Below are 16,288 nucleotides of genomic sequence, written 5' to 3'. Positions count from 1 at the left end.
GTAGCCCGAGTCGAGCACAGATTCGACATTTCGTCCATGCCGCGTGGCAGCGCCGGTCCCTACGCTCGCAGTCATGAGCTATGACAACGACCGTCTCCAGCAGGCCGCCAAGGACCACCTCTGGATGCACTTCACCCGCCACTCCGGCAACGACGTACCGGTGATCGTGCGGGGCGAGGGCGCCTACATCTTCGACGCGCAGGGTCGCCGCTACCTCGACGCGCTGGGCGGCCTGTTCGTCAACCAGCTCGGCCACGGCCGCACCGACCTGGTGCAGGCGGCCGCCAAGCAGGGCCAGGACCTCGCCTTCTTCCCGCTGTGGTCCTACGCCCACCCGACCGCGATCGAGCTCGCGGACCGGATCGCGGCGTACGCGCCCGGCAGCCTCAACCGCGTCTTCTTCACCTCCGGTGGCGGCGAGGCCGTCGAGTCGGCGTGGAAGCTCGCGAAGAACTACTTCAAGCTCACCGGCCAGCCCACCAAGCACAAGGTGATCAGCCGCTCGATCGCCTACCACGGGACCACCCACGGCGCCCTGTCGATCACCGGCCTGCCGGGCCTCAAGGCCCAGTTCGAGCCGCTGGTGCCCTCGACCTTCCGGGTCCCGAACACCAACGTCTACCGCGCCTCCGAGATCACCGGTGGGTTCCTGGACGGCTCCGACCCCGAGGCCTTCGGCCGCTGGGCCGCAGACCAGATCGAGGTCGCGATCCTCAACGAGGGCGCCGACACCGTCGCCGCGGTCTTCCTCGAGCCCGTCCAGAACGCCGGTGGCTGCTTCCCGCCCCCGCCCGGATACTTCCAGCGGGTCCGCGAGATCTGCGACCGGTACGACGTCCTCCTGGTCTCCGACGAGGTCATCTGCGCCTACGGCCGGCTGGGCCACATGTTCGGTGCCGAGCGCTTCGGCTACGAGCCGGACATCATCACCTCGGCCAAGGGCCTGACCTCGGGCTACTCCCCGCTCGGCGCGATGATCGCCTCCGACAAGCTCTTCGAGCCGTTCGGCCGCGACAACAACATGTTCGCCCACGGCTACACCTTCGGCGGTCACCCCGTCTCGACCGCGGTGGCGCTGGCGAACCTGGACGCCTTCGAGAACGAGGGCATCCTCGAGCACGTGCGCGACACCGAGGGCGACTTCCTCGCCACGCTGTCCAAGCTCAAGGAGCTGCCGATCGTCGGCGACGTGCGCGGTGCCGGGTTCTTCTACGGCATCGAGCTGGTGAAGGACAAGAACACCAAGGAGTCCTTCTCCGACGACGAGTGCGAGCGCATCCTCTACGGCTTCCTGTCCAAGGCGCTGTTCGACGCCGGCCTGTACTGCCGCGCCGACGACCGCGGCGACCCGGTCATCCAGCTCTCGCCGCCGCTGATCTGCGACCAGTCACACTTCGACGAGATCTACCAGATCCTGGAGAAGGTGCTCACCGAAGCCGCGGGTCTCCTGTGACCGGCACCGGTACCTCTCGCGTGAAGCGGGGGATGGCGGAGATGCTCAAGGGTGGGGTGATCATGGATGTGGTCACTGCTGAGCAGGCTCGGATCGCTGAGGATGCGGGTGCGGTCGCGGTGATGGCGTTGGAGCGGGTGCCGGCCGACATCCGGGCTCAGGGTGGTGTCTCGCGGGCCTCGGATCCGGACATGATCGACTCGATCATCGAGGCGGTCTCGATTCCGGTGATGGCCAAGGCGCGGATCGGGCATTTCGTGGAGGCCCAGGTGTTGCAGTCGCTGGGTGTGGACTACATCGATGAGTCCGAGGTGTTGACGCCGGTCGACTATGCCAACCACATCGACAAGTGGGCGTTCACGGTGCCGTTCGTGTGTGGTGCGACGAATCTGGGTGAGGCGTTGCGGCGGATCACCGAGGGGGCGGCGATGATCCGTTCCAAGGGTGAGGCCGGGACGGGTGATGCCTCGAACGCGGTGGGTCACATGCGGACGTTGCGGGCTCAGATCCGTCGCCTGACCGTCCTCAGTGAGGATGAGCTGTATGTGGCGGCGAAGGAGCTGCAGGCGCCGTACGAGCTGGTCAAGGAGGTCGCGTCCACCGGCAAGCTCCCCGTCGTGCTGTTCACCGCGGGTGGCATCGCCACCCCCGCCGACGCCGCGATGATGATGCAGTTGGGTGCTGAGGGTGTGTTCGTCGGTAGTGGGATCTTCAAGTCGGGCAATCCGGCGCAGCGTGCGGAGGCGATCGTGAAGGCGACGACGTTCTTCGATGACCCGGATGTGATCGCGAAGGTGTCGCGGGGTCTGGGTGAGGCGATGGTGGGGATCAACGTCGACGAGATCCCTCAGCCCCACCGGCTCGCCGAGCGCGGCTGGTAAATCCCGCGAGGCGTCACCTCTGCACCCTCGAGACGTCAGATCTGCACCACCGAAGCGTCACATCTGCACCCCAGGTGGTGCGGATGTGACGCTTCGCGGGTGCAGATGTGACGCTTCGCGGGTGCAGATGTGACGCTTGGCAGGTGCAGTGGTGACGCTTCGCGGTCAGGGGGCGACGTACGCCGCCAAGTGCTGCCCGGTCAACGTCGACCGGCCGGCCACCAGCTCGCGCGGCGTGCCTTCGAAGACCACCCGGCCGCCGTCGTGGCCGGCACCCGGGCCGAGGTCGATGATCCGGTCGGCGTGGGCCATCACGGCCTGGTGGTGCTCGATCACGATCACCGACTTGCCGGAGTCGACGAGCCGATCGAGCAGGCCGAGCAGGTTCGCGACGTCGGCCAGGTGCAGGCCGGTGGTGGGCTCGTCGAGGATGAACACCTCGCCGGAGTCCTTCATGTTCATGGCCAGCTTCACGCGCTGACGCTCCCCGCCGGAGAGCGTGTTGAGCGGCTGCCCGAGGCGCAGGTAGCCCAGGCCGACGTCCTCGAGCCGGCTCAGGATCGCCGCCGCTGCCGGGGTCCTCGCCTCCCCCTCGGAGAAGAACGCGAGCGCCTCGGACACCGGCAGGTCGAGCACCTCGGCGATGTTCAGCCCGCCCATCCGCAGCTCGAGCACCGAGGCCTGGAAACGCTTGCCGCCGCAGTCCTCGCACGGGGTCGAGACCGAGTCCATGAAGCCGAGCTCGGTCACGATCACGCCCGCGCCGTTGCAGGTCGGGCAGGCGCCCTCCGAGTTGGCGCTGAACAGCGCCGGCTTCACCCCGCAGGCCTTCGCGAACGCCTTGCGGATCGGCTCGAGCAGTCCGGTGTACGTCGCCGGGTTGCTGCGCCGCGACCCCTTGATCGGCGTCTGGTCGACCACGACGACGCCGGGCCGCCCCGCCACCGATCGGTGGATCAGCGAGCTCTTGCCCGATCCGGCCACGCCGGTGACGACCGTCAGCACGCCGAGCGGGATGTCAACGTCGACGTCCTGCAGGTTGTGGGTGTCGGCGCCCCGGACCTCCAATACCCCGGACGGCTCGCGCACCGCGTCCTTGAGGGCGGCCCGGTAGGCCAGGGCGCGGCCGGTGTGGGTGTCGGCGGCGCGCAGCTCGTCGTACGTGCCCTGGAAGACGACCTCTCCCCCGGCCGAGCCGGCGCCCGGGCCCATGTCGACGACGTGATCGGCGATCGCGATGGTCTCCGGCTTGTGCTCGACCACGAGCACCGTGTTGCCCTTGTCGCGCAGCTCGAGCAGCAGGTTGTTCATCCGCTCGATGTCGTGCGGGTGCAGGCCGATGGTGGGCTCGTCGAAGACGTAGGTGACGTCGGTGAGCGCCGATCCGAGGTGGCGCACCATCTTGGTCCGCTGCGCCTCGCCGCCGGACAGCGAGCCGGACGGACGGTCCAGCGACAGGTAGCCCAGTCCGATCTCGGTCAGCGCGTCCAGCAGGTGCAGCAGCGATGCGACGAGCGGGGCGACCGACGGGTCATCGATCGACCGCACCCACGCCGCCAGGTCACTGACCTGCATCCGGCACACGTCGCCGATGTTGAGGCCGTCGATCGTGGGCGTGCGCGCCGACTCGTTGAGGCGGGTGCCCTCGCAGGTCGGGCACCGGCCGAAGACGGCGGCGCGCTCCACGAAGGCCTTGATGTGGGGCTGCAGCGAGTCGGGGTCCTTGCTGAACATCGACTTCCGCAGCTTCGGGATCAGGCCCTCGTAGGTGACGTTGATGCCCTTGGCCTTGATCTTCACCGGCTCCTTGTGCAGCAGGTCGGCCCGCTGCGCCTCGGTGAACTCCTTGATGGGCCGGTCGGCGGGGAAGAACCCCGACTCGGCGTACGTGCGCACCATCCAGCCGTCGGCCGTGTAGCCCGGCACCAGGATCGCGCCCTCGTCGAGCGACCGGTTCTCGTCGATGATCGCGCCGAGGTCCAGCTCGGAGACGGTGCCGCGGCCCTCGCAGGTCGGGCACATCCCGCCCAGGTAGATCTGGTTGCGCACCACGCTCTTCTTGCCGCCCTCGGTCACGGCCACCCCGCCCACCTTGGTGGTCGGGATGTTGAAGGAGAACGCGGTCGGGCCACCGATGTGCGGCTCGGCGAGCCTGCTGAACAGCGAGCGCAGCATCGCATTGGCGTCGGTGACCGTGCCGAGCGTCGAACGCGGGTTCGCGCCGATCCGCTCCTGGTCGACCAGGATCGCCGTGGTCAGGCCCTCGAGGACGTCGACGTCGGGACGCGGCCGGTTCGGCATGAAGCCCTGGACGAAGGTCGAGTAGGTCTCGTCGATCAGCCGCCGCGACTCCGCGGCGATGGTGGCGAACACCAGCGAGCTCTTGCCCGACCCGGACACCCCGGTGAAGACCGTGAGCCGGCGCTTCGGCAGCTCGACGGTGACGTCCTTGAGGTTGTTCTCGCGGGCACCCTGCACCCGGATCAGGTCGTGCCGGTCGGCGTCCATGGGTTCCCTTCGCCTGTTCGGCCGGGCCGATGCCTGGCCCGTCTGGACTATGCGGATCGGGGACGTCTGCAGGAGGTACGACGTCCGCGGCGAAACCTAGTGTGACAAGCATGTGGAGAGCAGCCGAGGTGCAGGTCCGGGTCGTCGAGGAGGGCCACCGTGTCCACCTGACCCACGACCTCCCATGCCGCCTCTGCGGTCACGCGCCGCACCACTACCTGCCCTGCGACCACGGTTGCGACTGCCGGGGCGACCGCGGCTGAGCCGGCCTGGCCAGGAGTGACCGGGCTAGACAGGTCATTTCGGGCCATATCTGTGGGCATGACCCGCGACAAGTATCAGAACCTCGGACGCAGTCCGCGTCCCCGACGAGAGGTTCGAAATCCCCCATGAAGAACAAAGCACTGCTTGTCGTCGCGCTCGCTGCCTTCGGGCTGCTCTTCGCGACCAGTCCGTACGTCGCCAACGCCGCCAGCCTGATCACCGGCGCCCAGATCAAGGACAACAGCGTCACCGGCGCCGACATCCGCGAGGGAACGCTGGCCACGGTGCCGTCCGCCGGGCGGTTGGCCAAGCTCCCCTCCGGCCACACCGAGTCCGGCGCGTTCAGCGCCGCTGGAGCCAACTCCTCCGGGACCGGCGGCTGGCTCGGCTTCGGCATCACCTATCCGCAGGTGCTGGGCGCGGCGATCTCCGACGACCACATCGTTGACACCGACATCAACCCCGACGCGACGCACTGCCCGGGCGCAGGGCGGGCGGCACGCGGATATCTGTGCCTCTACTTCTGGGACCACAGCAACGTGGCCGCCGTCTACGGCTACTCCAACGACGCGACCAGCCCGTACATCAAGTCCGCGCTGCACGGCTCGGTCGGCGTCGGCCTCTACGCGCCGGTCACCGGCAACACGCCGTACGTCGACGGCATCTGGACGGTGACGGCCCCCTGAGACACCGGGGCCGGCGGACGGGCGGTGCCGGTCAGGGCTGCAGCATGACCTTGATCGCGCGCCGCTCGTCCATCGCCCGGTAGCCCTCGGCCGCCTGGTCGAGGGGAAGGGTCAGGTCGAAGACCGGGCTCGGGTCGATGGCGCCGGCCAGGACGCGGTCGAGCAGGTCGGGCAGGTAGCGGCGTACCGGAGCGATGCCGCCGCGCAGGCCGATGTTGGTCTCGAACAGCTTGCGCACCGGCAACTCCACCCCGTGCGGTACGCCGACGAAGCCGACCCCGCCGCCGGGGCGCGTGATCGCGATCGCGGTGGCCATCGAGTCGCCGGTGCCGACGCACTCGAGCACCGCATCAGCGCCGACCCCGTCGGTGAGCTCCTGGATCCGGGCGATCCCCTCCTCGCCGCGCTCCGCGACGATGTCGGTGGCGCCGAACCGGGTGGCGACCTGCTGGCGCGACTCGTGGCGCGACATGGCGATGACCCGCTCGGCGCCCATCGCCGAGGCGGCCAGCACGCCGCACAGCCCGACCGCGCCGTCGCCCACGACGACGGCGGTGGAGCCTGGTACGACGCCGGCGCAGACGGCCGCGTGCCACCCGGTGGGCATCACGTCGGAGAGGGTCAGCAGGGCGGCGTACGACGCCGCGTCGGGCGTCCCGGGCACCTTCACCAGGCTTCCGTCGGCCTGGTTGACCCGGGCCAGCTCGCCCTGTCCGCTGGAGGTCATGCCGAGGTTGACGCAGGCGGAGTTGACGCCGTTGGCGCAGTGCGCGCAGGTGTTGTCGCAGTGGCAGAACGGCACGACCACGAAGTCGCCGGGCGCGAAGGAGGAGACCTCGCTGCCGACCTCCTCGACCACGCCGATGCACTCGTGGCCGATGGTGGCGCCGGGCCGGATCGGGTTCTCCCCGCGGTAGGGCCACAGGTCCGATCCGCAGATGCAGCCGGCCGTGACGCGCACGATCGCGTCGGTGGGCTTCTTGAGGGCCGGATCGGCGACCTCCTCGAAGCGGATGTCGCGGGGTCCGTGGATCGTGGTCGCTCGCATGGCACCATTGTGCTGGTCGTTGGGTCGGCCCCGCGATGGCGCTCTATCTCATATATGAGTTACCGTCGATGCATGACTGTCGTCAGCACCGACTACAAGAGCCGGATCGGCAACCTGATCAGGGACGCCCGCAAGCACCGCGGCCTCACCCAGGCCCAGCTCGCGGACCGGCTCGGCACCAGCCAGAGCGCGATCAACCGGATCGAGCGCGGGCACCAGAACATGTCGCTGGAGATGCTGGAGCGGATCGGCAGCGCGCTCGACTCCGAGATCGTGGCGCTCGGCGCCGGACCGACCCACCTGCGGGTGAAGGGCCCCACGACGCTCTCCGGGGAGATCGACGTCAAGACCTCCAAGAACGCCGGTGTCGCCCTGCTCTGCGCGTCCCTCCTCAACCGGGGTCGTACGACGCTGCGCAAGGTCGCTCGCATCGAGGAGGTCAACCGCCTGCTGGAGGTGCTCTCCAGCCTCGGCGTGCAGACGCGCTGGCTCAACGAGGACAACGACCTCGAGATCGTCCCGCCCAAGCACCTCGACCTCACCGACATCGACGAGGAGGCGGCCCGCCGCACCCGCTCGGTGATCATGTTCCTCGGCCCGCTGCTGCACCGTGCCGACGACTTCGACCTGCCCTACGCCGGTGGCTGCAACCTCGGCACCCGCACCGTCGAGCCGCACATGTCCGCGCTGCGGCCGTTCGGCCTGGAGGTCAAGGCGACCGACGGCTGGTACCACGCCCAGGTCAACCGGGCGATCGCCCCCGACCGCGCGATCGTGCTCACCGAGCGCGGCGACACCGTCACCGAGAACGCCCTGATGGCCGCCGCCCTCCACCCGGGCCGCACCGTCATCCGCAACGCCTCGTCCAACTACATGGTCCAGGACCTGTGCTTCTACCTGCAGGCCCTCGGCGTCCAGGTCGACGGCATCGGTACGACGACGCTGACCATCACCGGACGCGAGTCCATCGACGTCGACGTCGACTACTCCCCCAGCGAGGACCCGATCGAGGCGATGTCGCTGCTCGCCGCGGCGATCGTGACCCGCTCGGAGATCACCGTGCGGCGCGCGCCCATCGAGTTCCTCGAGATCGAGCTGGCCGTCCTCGGCGAGATGGGCTTCCGCTGCGAGCTGTCCGAGGAGTACCTCGCGGCCAACGGCCGCACCCGTCTCGTCGACATCCGCACCTTCCCCTCCGACCTGGTCGCCCCGCGCGACAAGATCCACCCGATGCCGTTCCCGGGCCTCAACATCGACAACCTGCCGTTCTTCGCGGTCATCGCGGCGACAGCCGACGGGGCGACGTACCTGCACGACTGGGTCTATGACAACCGGGCCATCTACCTCACCGACCTCAACAAGCTCGGCGGCCACGTCACGCTCCTCGACCCGCACCGGGTGATGATCGAGGGCCCGACGTCGTGGACGGGCGCCGAGCTGATGTGCCCGCCCGCCCTCCGCCCCGCGGTCGTGGTCCTGCTCGCCATGCTGGCGAGCAAGGGCACCTCGGTGCTGCGCGGCACCTACGTCATCCACCGCGGCTATGAGGACCTCGCCGAGCGGCTCAGCTCGCTCGGTGCCGACATCGAGACGTTCCGGGATATCTGATGGTCATCGCGTTCGCCCACCGTGGCGGCGCGTACCACCCTGAGATCGAGGGCCTGGAGAACACCCTGGCGGCGTTCACGCACGCCGTGGCGCTGGGCTACACCCACCTCGAGACCGATGTGCACCTGACCAGGGACGGGGTGCTGCTGGCGTTCCACGACGCCGTCCTGGACCGGGTGACCGACCGGGCCGGCGTGGTCGCGGAGCTCACCCTGGCCGAGATCAGGGAGGCGCGGATCGCCGGCCGCGAGGAGGTGCCGACGCTGGTCGACCTGCTGGACGCCTTCCCCGAGGCGAGCTTCAACATCGACCTCAAGGCATCCGGTACGCCGGCGGCGCTGGCCGCCCTGGTCGAGGAGCGCGGCCTGCACGACCGGCTGATGATCGGCTCGTTCTCCCGCGCCCGGATCCGGGAGTTCCGGCGGCTGACCGGCGGACGGGTGGCCACGTCCGCCGACCCGTTCGAGGTGGCCGCCTGGCGGGTCGCCCCGGCCGTCCGCGTGGCGCGGCTCGTCGGCGACGACTTCACCGCACTGCAGGTGCCCCACCGGCAGTCCGGGGTCACGGTCGTGACCCGCGGCTTCGTGGACCGCGCCCACGCCGCGGGCAAGCAGGTCCACGTCTGGACCATCGACGAGGCCGACGAGATGCGCGAGCTGATCGACCTCGGTGTCGACGGCATCTTCACGGATCGCACCGACGTGCTCAAGGATGTCCTCGTGGAGCGAGGCCAGTGGTGACCCAGCCGGCGCTCGGGGACTTCACCCCGCTCGCCCGGGCCGCGGAGCAGAAGGCCTGGTACTGGTACGACTGGGCGAACTCGGCGTTCTTCACCACCGTCCTGACGGTGCTGTTCGGGCCGCTGATGATCACCGTCGCCGGCCGGGCCGCGGGCTGCGGCGACAGCCCCGACGACACCTGCTCGCGAACCGTGTCGGTGCTCGGGCTGCACCTCGCAGCCGGTTCGCTGCCGTCGTACCTGACCAGCTTCGCCACGATCGCCAGCGCCTTCGTGCTGCCGGTCGTCGGCGCCATGGTCGACCGCTCGGGCCGCAAGCGGCTGCACATGGCCTGGTGCGCGTGGGCCGGCGCGTTCGTGGGGGCCCTGCTGTTCTTCATGTACGACGATCATTGGCAGCTCGGCGCGGTCGCCGTGGTCGTGTCGAGCGTCCTCGCGGGCTGCTCGCTGGTCAGCTACTACGCCATCCTGGTCGACATCTCGACCGACGCCGAGCGCGACGCGGTCTCCTCGAAGGGCTGGGCCTTCGGGTACCTCGGCGGCGGGCTGCTGCTGGTGATCAACCTGGCCATGGTCCTGGGCCACGGGGCGCTCGGCATCGACAAGGAGCTCGCCGTACGGCTCTCGCTGCTGTCCGCGGCGCTGTGGTGGGCGGGCTTCACGATCATCCCGGTGGTGCGGCTCAAGGACCACCCGGCGCAGGCGGTCGCGCCCGAGTCCGGCGGCATGCTCGCCCGCAGCTTCGGGCAGCTCTGGAGCACGCTCCGCCAGCTCCCGGCGTACCCGGTCACGATGACCTTCCTGATCGCCTACCTGTTCTACAACGACGGCATCCAGACGGTCATCTACAGCGCCTCGATCTACGGCTCCAAGCAGCTGCACCTGGGCGAGAGCGTGCTCATCGCGGCGATCCTGATGATCCAGTTCGTCGCCTTCGGCGGTGCCCTGCTGTTCGGCCGGGTCGCCGCGCGGTACGGCGCCTACCGCTGCATCGTCGGCGGCACCGTGGCCTGGATGGTGATCGTCGTGCTCGCGATGTTCCTGCCCGACCGGAACATCGCGGCGTTCCTCGCGGCCGGCGTCGCCATCGCGATCGTGATGGGCGGCACCCAGGCGCTGTCGCGCTCGTTCTTCTCGATGCTCATCCCCCGCGGCCGGGCCGGGGAGTACTTCGCGCTCTACAACGCCTGCGAGCGCGGCACCTCGTGGGTCGGCACCCTGCTGTTCGGCGTCGTGTTCCAGGTCACCGGCTCCTACCGGCCGGCCATCCTCTCCCTGATCGTGCTGTTCGTCCTGGGCCTGGTGGTGCTGCTCCGCGTGGACCCGGTCAGGGGCGTCGAGGAGGCTCGGAACGCGCCTCTTCGCGAGGTTTGACCGTTGAGATTGAAACCTTTTCCCCGCGGGTAACGTTGAACAACTGGGGACGCGCGATCCGCTCCCCGTCGATTCGCAAGCTGGAGGGGTAGCACATGGCCGAGCGCACACTGCGAGGAGCCCGCCTGGGTGGGCAGTCCTTCGAGGACGAGCGCGGCATCGAGTTCGCCGCGCGGCAGCAGGTGGGATACCGCTGCCCCCAGGGGCACGCCTTCGAGATCACCATGTCCGACGAGGCCGACGTGCCCGCGGTGTGGGAGTGCCCGCGCTGCGGCCTCGAGGCGGAGAACATCTCGGGCATCGCCCGCGAGGAGAAGAACGAGAAGCCGGTCCGCACCCACTGGGACATGCTGCTCGAGCGCCGCTCGGAGAAGGAGCTGCAGGCGATCCTCGACGAGCGCCTCGAGCTGCTGCGCGGCGGCGAGATCGGTCCCGCGCACCTGCACCGGGCCAACGCCCGCAAGAAGAAGGCGGCCGCGAGCCGCTAGTCGGGCTCAGTCGACGACGTCGCCACGCACGACGTCACCAGGAGGCACGCCGGGACCGCCCGGCGTGCCTCCTGGCCTTTGCGGACCCATCGGACCGCCCATCGGACCGCCCATCGGACCGCCCATCGGACCGCCCATCGGGGCCGCCACGTAGCCGGTGGCCCGCCCGGCGGCGTACGACAGCATCAGCCGGCGGAACAGCGGCCGGGTGACCGGCAGCACGAGCAGGATGCCGAAGACGTCGGTGACGAAGCCGGGGCTGAGCATGAGCGCCCCGCCTAGCACGACCAGCGCGCCGTCGGCGAGCTCGCGGTGCGGCATCCGGCCTGTCTCGAGCCGCTCGCGCAGCGCCTGCCACGCGCGACCGCCCTCACGCCGGATCAGCCACGTCCCCAGCAGGCTGTCGAGTACCAGCAGGGCGATTGTCGGCAGGATCCCGATCCAGCTCCCGACCTTGATGATCACGTAGAGCTCGACCAGCGGCATCACGATGAACGCGACGAATAGCCCCACGGCCACCCTGCGACGACGTCTCCCCACGCTCCCGACGATACGTGACCGCACCCCACGCGAGCGCGACGAGCGCCAGCAGCCCGATCCCCCGGCTCGGCCACGCACCCCACCGGACCGCGGGCGTGAGTGCTGAGCTGAGGCCGACGGTGGCCTCCAGGATCCCGGAGGTACGCCGCGGGAGCGTCCGCACCACCCGCCCGTCGGGAGCGATCACCCCCGACAGCCCGTTGGTGGACGCGACCACCAGCCAGCGCCCCTCCTCGATGGCGCGCATCCGGGTGATGGCGAACTGCTGGTCGACCTGCCCGGTGTAGATGAAGGTGGCGTTGCTGGTCTGCACGGCGAGCAGCTGTGCGCCGTGCCGCACCTGGTCGCGCAGCACCTCGTCGTAGGCGACGTCGAAGCAGATGGCATCCCCGAGCCGGAGCCCGGCCACCGACAGCGGCGTGCTGCGGGTGCCGCCGACCATGTCGCGCGGCACCATGGCCAGGCGTCCGAACCGCGGGTCGCCCAAGAGCCGGCGCAATGGGATGTACTCCCCGAACGGGACCGGGTGGTGCTTGGTGAAGCGGTCGCCGGGACCGGTCACCGGATCCCAGACGATGCCCTGGTTGAGCATCTCGTGGTCCCCCTGCTGGGCGACCGCGCCGACCACCACCGGCACACCGACGGTCGTGACGGCCTGGGTGATCAGCTGGTTGACCATCGCGTCGTAGAAGACGTCGACCACGCTGGAGTTCTCCGGCCACAGCACGAACGCCGGCCTCGGACGCCGTCCGGCCGCCACGTCGGCGGCGAGCTTGCGGGTGCCGCTGTTCTCGTTGCGGGTGATGCCGCGCGGGTCGGCCAGCATGTTGTCCCCGCCGGGAACGTCTCCCTGCACCGCCGCCACCGTCGTCTCGCCGTCGGCGTGGAAGGAGACCGGCACCAGCGCCGGCAGGCAGAGCAGGGCCAGGGTGGCCAGGGTCGCCCCACCCCAGTGGACACTGCGCTCCTCGACGGTGCGGGCCAGCAGGCACCCCAGCAGCGCCAGAGCGAGGCTGAGGGCGCTCATGCCCAGGTAGGCGACGGCCGGGGCGGCGGGCGTGCCGATGGCGGCGTACGCGAGGCGGCCCCAGGGCATCCCGCCGAACGGCCAGGTGCTGCGCAGGTCCTCCATCCCGGTCCACACCGCGGCCAGCCAGAGCGGCCAGCCCGGCAGCGTCCGCACCAGCGGCGTGGCGGCGCCGACGAGGGCGTAGGTCAGCGACACCGCGAGGGTCAGCCCCAGCCACGCGCCCACCCCGACGCTGCGGGCCAACCAGTCGATGTGCACCACGAAGAAGCACAGCCCGAACACCCAGCCGACCATCGCGGCCCGGCGTACCGACAGGGAGCGGAGCGCCCACACCAGACCCGCGACGGCGAACGGCAGCAGAGAGGGCACGGCGATCGGCTCGTACGCCGCCGACAGCATCGCGCCGCAGAGTGCGGCGATCAGGAGGCGGGCCGTCACGGCGGGGAATCTACCCCAGGGCTCCGGGAGGGTTCCGGGTTCCTTCGGTCCATCTCGCGGCACCGGCCGGCTGCTGGCACGGAGATGTTGTCTAGGGAGACCGGGACCCTCCCGGGTCGCTCTCGAGGGGCGAACCGGCCTCCGCGAACTGGGGGCGGGTGGAGCTGGCGCTTCTCCCCCGGCCTCAGCCACTCGGACGTCGGTTCGCTTGTCCACGACCTGCGCGAGCGAACGAATCGGTACTTTCCGTCAGTGCCGGGGGGTCTGTCAACCGCCTGCTGACCTGCACAAACGCGTAAAAGCGCAGGTCAGAGCGGGCCGTCGGAGCGGCAGATTCGCGAGAAAAAACCTGTTCTCATCGGCGTGTCGCCATGCGGCGCGCCGAGGGAGGGACTCATCCGTCGGTGACGGGCCGGTTCTCGTAGTAGGTGCGCAGCACGATGGTGGTCCGGGTGGCCACGTTCGCGACCGCGCGGATGCGGCCCAGCAGGTCCTCGAGGTCCGACGGCGAGGTCGAGCGGACCTTGATCAGGTAGGACTCGTCCCCGGCGACCGACCAGCAGCCCTCGACCTCCTTGAGGACGGTGAGCTTCTCCGGCGCGTCGTCGGGCTGGGAGGGCTCCAGCGGCCGGATCGCGATGTACGCCGTGAGCGGCAGGCCGATCTCGGCGTAGTTGACCGTGGCGCCGTAGCCCAGGATCAGGCCGCGCTGCTCGAGACGCTTGACGCGCTGGTGCACGGCGGAGGTCGACAGGCCGGTGGCCTTGCCGAGGTCGGTGAACGACATCCGGCCGTCGGCCGCCAACAGCTCGAGGATCTGGCGGTCGGTCGCTTCGACCGGTTGCGGCTTGCTCACGTCGTCACCCTATTGCACCCACTACGGTTGCGGCGTGGAGGAACGCCTGCTTCTGCTCGACACGGCCAGCATGTACTTCCGGGCCTACTTCGGCTCACCGGAGATCCTGGCGCCCGACGGCACCAACGTGAATGCGGTGCGCGGCCTGCTGGGCTACATCTCCCAGCTGGTCGAGCAGTACCGCCCCACCCACCTGGTCTGCTGCTGGGACGACGACTGGCGGCCGCAGTGGCGCGTCGACCTGATCCCGTCGTACAAGGCGCACCGGGTCGTGGCCGAGGTCGAGGACGCGCCTGTCGCCGAAGGCAGCGGGGAGCGAAGCGACCGACGCTACGTCGAGGAGGTCCCCGACCCGCTGCAGCTGCAGGTGCCGGTGATCCGCGAGGTCCTCGGCGCGTTCGGGATCGCCGTGATCGGCGCACCCGGCTACGAGGCCGACGACGTCATCGGCACGCTCGCCACGGGAGCCGGGATGCCGGTCGACATCGTGACCGGCGACCGCGACCTGTTCCAGCTGGTCTCCGACGCCGAGGGCGTGCGCGTCCTCTACATCGGCAAGGGTGTGGGCCGCCACGAGCGCGTCGACGAGGCCTGGGTGCTGGAGAAGTACGGCGTACGCGCCGACCAGTACGCCGACTTCGCGACCCTGCGGGGCGACAGCTCCGACGGGCTGCCGGGGGTGAAGGGCGTCGGGGAGAAGACCGCGGCCGCCCTGCTGACCTCCTACGGCTCCCTGGACGGGGTCGTGGCGGCCGCGGAGGACCGGGCGTCGGCGGTCGCCGGCGGCGTACGGCTCAAGATCGCGGAGGCCGCCGACTACCTCGCCGTGGCGCCGAAGGTCGTCGCCGTGGCCCGCGACATCCCGCTCGACCGATCTTCCCTCGCTCTGCCCTCGGCGCCTCACGACGGCGAACGGCTCGAGGAGCTCGCGAGCCGGTGGGGCCTGACCAGCTCGGTGAACCGGCTGCTCGGCACGATCGCCACGTAACACCGATTTCATTCCATTTGGTAATAGTTTGAAACCCGCCCTCCCTAGGTTCGTCGCAACCGGGGCACGACGAGGTGTCCCCCAGGCCGGGCGGCACGATCGCGCCACCCGAAGACCGAGAGGGTTCGATCGTCGTGTTCCACTCACGCGCCCGTCTGCTGACGGGCTCTGTTGTCGCACTCACTACCGCGCTCAGCCTGAGCGCATGCGGATCGAAGGGCGGGGACTCCGCAGGCGCGACCTGCATCGACACGTCGGGGTCGTCGGTCAAGATCGGCTTCCTCAACTCACTCTCGGGAACGATGGCCATCAGCGAGGACGTGGTCTCGCAGTCGCTGCACATGGCTGCACAGGAGATCAACGCCTCCGGCGGGATCATGGGGAAGCAGCTCGACATCGTCCAGGAGGACGGTGCCTCCGACCCCGACACCTTCGCCCAGAAGGCCGGCGAGCTGATCACCAAGGACTGCGTCGCGGCCGTCTTCGGCGGCTGGACGTCGGCGTCGCGCAAGGCGATGCTGCCTGTCTTCGAGGGTGACGACTCCATCCTCTTCTACCCCGTGCAGTACGAGGGGCTCGAGGCGTCGCACAACATCTTCTACACGGGGGCCACGACCAACCAGCAGATCATCCCTGCCCTCGACTACCTGAAGAAGAAGGGCATCAAGTCGCTGTTCCTCGTCGGGTCCGACTACGTCTTCCCGCGCACGGCGAACAAGATCATCAAGGAGTACGCCGCGGCGAACGGGATGACGATCAAGGGCGAGGAGTACATCCCCCTCGGTTCCACCGACGGCATCACGACGATCGTGAACAAGATCAAGGCCGCTGGCGCGGACGCGGTCTTCAACTCGCTCAACGGGGACCAGAACGTCGCCTTCTTCAAGGAGTACAAGAACGAGGGGCTCTCCCCCGCACAGATGCCGGTCGTATCGGTGTCCATCGGTGAGCAGGAGGTCCCCGGCGTCGGGGTCGGCAACCTCGTCGGCCAGCTCACGGCGTGGAACTACTACGAGACGCTCGACAGCCCGGAGAACGCGAAGTTCGTGAAGGACTTCAAGGACTTCGCCAAGAACCCCGCCGCGGTCACTGACGACCCGATGGAGGCCGCCTACACCTCGCTGTACCTGTACAAGGCGATGGTGGAGAAGGCGGGATCGTTCGATCCCGAGAAGGTCATCGCCGCTGCGGGCGGGGTCAGCTTCGACGCCCCGGAGGGCAAGGTCACGGTCAACGGCGAGAACCACCACATCGCCAAGACCTTCCTGATGGGCGAGGTGCAGAAGAGCGGCCTGATCGACGTCATCGGCAAGTCCGACGGCCCGATCGAGCCCGACCCGTTCCTCAAGACCTACCCGTGGTGGAAGGGCTGAGCCCTCCCCGCTTC

15 protein-coding genes are annotated in these 16,288 nt (G+C 69.4%); 10 read left to right on the top strand and 5 right to left on the bottom strand.

Annotated features, from left to right (window positions below):
* The first annotated feature begins 73 nt into the window (after positions 1–73).
* Both ACYU8V_RS04625 and pdxS read left to right on the top strand, forming a co-directional pair.
* Positions 74–1,453, top strand: coding sequence for an aspartate aminotransferase family protein (locus ACYU8V_RS04625; protein ID WP_460845519.1), 1,380 nt, complete (start codon positions 74–76; stop codon positions 1,451–1,453).
* Positions 1,450–2,334 carry a pyridoxal 5'-phosphate synthase lyase subunit PdxS gene (pdxS, locus tag ACYU8V_RS04620; protein WP_460845517.1) on the top strand — a complete coding sequence of 295 codons (885 nt, stop codon included), beginning with the start codon at positions 1,450–1,452 and terminating at the stop codon, positions 2,332–2,334. The genes ACYU8V_RS04625 and pdxS overlap by 4 nt, the downstream gene beginning before the upstream one ends.
* Positions 2,335–2,499: 165 nt before the next feature.
* Here pdxS and ACYU8V_RS04615 read toward each other — a convergent pair whose 3' ends face one another.
* Positions 2,500–4,842 (bottom strand): ATP-binding cassette domain-containing protein, encoded by a 2,343-nt coding sequence (locus ACYU8V_RS04615; protein WP_460845515.1) that lies wholly within the window; start codon positions 4,840–4,842, stop codon positions 2,500–2,502.
* Positions 4,843–4,952: 110 nt separating this feature from the next.
* Between ACYU8V_RS04615 and ACYU8V_RS04610 the strand changes: the two genes are divergently transcribed.
* On the top strand, positions 4,953–5,105 hold the full coding sequence (locus ACYU8V_RS04610) for a hypothetical protein (RefSeq protein WP_460845513.1): 153 nt from the start codon (positions 4,953–4,955) through the stop codon (positions 5,103–5,105).
* Positions 5,106–5,231: 126 nt separating this feature from the next.
* Positions 5,232–5,792, top strand: coding sequence for a hypothetical protein (locus ACYU8V_RS04605; RefSeq protein WP_460845512.1), 561 nt, complete (start codon positions 5,232–5,234; stop codon positions 5,790–5,792).
* 31 nt (positions 5,793–5,823) lie between these two features.
* On the opposite strand, the gene ACYU8V_RS04600 is transcribed toward ACYU8V_RS04605, so the two are convergent.
* Positions 5,824–6,840, bottom strand: coding sequence for a zinc-dependent alcohol dehydrogenase family protein (locus ACYU8V_RS04600; protein ID WP_460845511.1), 1,017 nt, complete (start codon positions 6,838–6,840; stop codon positions 5,824–5,826).
* A gap of 72 nt (positions 6,841–6,912) precedes the next feature.
* On the opposite strand from ACYU8V_RS04600, the gene ACYU8V_RS04595 reads away from it, so the two are divergent.
* The 4 genes from ACYU8V_RS04595 (at position 6,913) to ACYU8V_RS04580 (ending at position 11,049) form a co-directional block, all read left to right on the top strand.
* Positions 6,913–8,448: a helix-turn-helix domain-containing protein gene (locus tag ACYU8V_RS04595; protein WP_460845509.1), complete on the top strand. Its 1,536-nt coding sequence runs from the start codon at positions 6,913–6,915 to the stop codon at positions 8,446–8,448.
* Complete coding sequence (locus ACYU8V_RS04590) at positions 8,448–9,188, top strand: glycerophosphodiester phosphodiesterase (RefSeq protein ID WP_460845508.1); 741 nt, start codon at positions 8,448–8,450, stop codon at positions 9,186–9,188. The genes ACYU8V_RS04595 and ACYU8V_RS04590 overlap by 1 nt, the downstream gene beginning before the upstream one ends.
* Positions 9,185–10,561, top strand: coding sequence for an MFS transporter (locus tag ACYU8V_RS04585; RefSeq protein ID WP_460845506.1), 1,377 nt, complete (start codon positions 9,185–9,187; stop codon positions 10,559–10,561). Before ACYU8V_RS04590 ends, ACYU8V_RS04585 begins: the two co-directional genes overlap by 4 nt.
* Positions 10,562–10,656: 95 nt before the next feature.
* Positions 10,657–11,049 (top strand): RNA polymerase-binding protein RbpA, encoded by a 393-nt coding sequence (locus ACYU8V_RS04580; protein WP_460845505.1) that lies wholly within the window; start codon positions 10,657–10,659, stop codon positions 11,047–11,049.
* A 6-nt stretch (positions 11,050–11,055) separates the two neighbouring features.
* Here the strand turns inward: ACYU8V_RS04580 and ACYU8V_RS04575 are convergent, their stop codons facing one another.
* The 3 genes from ACYU8V_RS04575 to ACYU8V_RS04565 all read right to left on the bottom strand — a co-directional run bounded on the left by ACYU8V_RS04575 (position 11,056) and on the right by ACYU8V_RS04565 (position 13,913).
* Positions 11,056–11,514 carry an FxsA family protein gene (locus ACYU8V_RS04575; protein WP_460845503.1) on the bottom strand — a complete coding sequence of 153 codons (459 nt, stop codon included), beginning with the start codon at positions 11,512–11,514 and terminating at the stop codon, positions 11,056–11,058.
* A complete protein-coding gene (gene lnt, locus ACYU8V_RS04570) occupies positions 11,420–13,057 on the bottom strand; it encodes an apolipoprotein N-acyltransferase (protein ID WP_460845501.1) in 1,638 nt (545 codons plus the stop codon). Before lnt ends, ACYU8V_RS04575 begins: the two co-directional genes overlap by 95 nt.
* Positions 13,058–13,451: 394 nt before the next feature.
* Positions 13,452–13,913 carry an Lrp/AsnC family transcriptional regulator gene (locus tag ACYU8V_RS04565; protein WP_460845499.1) on the bottom strand — a complete coding sequence of 154 codons (462 nt, stop codon included), beginning with the start codon at positions 13,911–13,913 and terminating at the stop codon, positions 13,452–13,454.
* A gap of 34 nt (positions 13,914–13,947) precedes the next feature.
* On the opposite strand from ACYU8V_RS04565, the gene ACYU8V_RS04560 reads away from it, so the two are divergent.
* Together ACYU8V_RS04560 and urtA are read left to right on the top strand one after the other, a co-directional pair.
* Positions 13,948–14,901: a 5'-3' exonuclease gene (locus tag ACYU8V_RS04560; protein ID WP_460845498.1), complete on the top strand. Its 954-nt coding sequence runs from the start codon at positions 13,948–13,950 to the stop codon at positions 14,899–14,901.
* Positions 14,902–15,035: 134 nt separating this feature from the next.
* A complete protein-coding gene (urtA, locus tag ACYU8V_RS04555) occupies positions 15,036–16,274 on the top strand; it encodes an urea ABC transporter substrate-binding protein (RefSeq protein ID WP_460845496.1) in 1,239 nt (412 codons plus the stop codon).
* Positions 16,275–16,288 lie beyond the last annotated feature (14 nt).

It is taken from the genome of Nocardioides ultimimeridianus (genome assembly GCF_054777895.1).
This window is presented reverse-complemented; position numbering and strand designations above follow the sequence as displayed.